Raw genomic sequence first — 1,172 nt, 5'->3', positions numbered from 1 at the left:
CCGCTACGCCGGTCCCGGCCCCGGGGTGGACTATGTCGTCTTCTCTTACCAGCAGGAGCGTGCCGGGGAATATGCGGCACATGCCGCAGTGCGCATTACCGAACTGATGGCCAAAGGCAAAAAGCCCAGCATTGTGCAGGACATCGCCCGGCTGCACCAGATACGGGAAGACGAGTACTTTGGCCCAAGCACGGAAGCTATTGTATCGGAGGCGGTAAGCCGCGGTATACCTTATATCAACAACCAGCGCAGCGGGCTTATACAACTCGGGTATGGCATACACCAGAAGCACATACAGGCTGCCATGACCTCCCGCACCTCCTGCTTCGGGGTGGAAAATGCCGGTAACAAAAACGCCACCAAGCTCATCCTGGAAGATGCAGGTATACCGGTGCCCCGGGGCCATATCGTGCATGATGCCGATGAACTGGAAGAGGCGGTGCAGGAACTGGGCTACCCCGTGGTCGTGAAACCGCTGGACGGCAACCAGGGAAAGGGCGCTACCATCAACATCCATACCTGGAAGGAAGCGCAGCGTGCCCTGACCGAGGCACAGCGCTACTCCAAGAAGGTAATGGTAGAGCAGTTCATCACAGGCGACGACTACCGCCTGCTGGTGATCAACGGCAAGTTTATAGCCGCCGCCAAACGCACACCGGCCATGGTCACCGGCAACGGCATCTCGACCATACAGCAACTGGTGAAAGAGGTCAACAAGGATCCGCGACGAGGTATAGGCCATGAAAAGGCGCTCACGCACATCAAAATAGACAAGCATACGCGCAGCCTGCTCAAAGAGAAAGGGCTGACATTGCAATCTGTATTGCCGGAGGGCGAAGTGCTATACCTGAAAAGCACAGCCAACCTCAGCACCGGCGGCACAGCCACCGATGTAACGGACCTGGTGCACCCTTATAATGTGCTCATGGCAGAGCGCATTGCCGGTATCATCGGGCTGGACGTGTGTGGCATCGATGTGATGACGACCGACATTGCCATCCCGCTGCCTGAAACAAAGGGCGCCGTAATCGAAGTGAATGCCGCTCCCGGGCTGCGCATGCACATCTCCCCTACTGATGGCCTGCCCCGCAACGTGGCAGAACCGATCATCAACATGCTTTTTCCGCACAGCACCCCGACGCGGATACCTATTGTGGCCATCACAGGCACCA

The 1,172-nt window shown here is 57.7% G+C and carries 1 protein-coding gene; it reads left to right on the top strand.

Annotation, left to right across the window (positions count from 1 at the left end; translation table 11 throughout):
* On the top strand, positions 1 to 1,172 hold a 1,172-nt coding region (locus O71_RS20960; RefSeq protein WP_007661290.1), incomplete at both ends, for an ATP-grasp domain-containing protein.

Origin of the sequence: Pontibacter sp. BAB1700 (assembly GCF_000277005.1) — a bacterium.
Taxonomy (GTDB): Bacteria; Bacteroidota; Bacteroidia; order Cytophagales; family Hymenobacteraceae; genus Pontibacter; species Pontibacter lucknowensis.
This window is presented reverse-complemented; position numbering and strand designations above follow the sequence as displayed.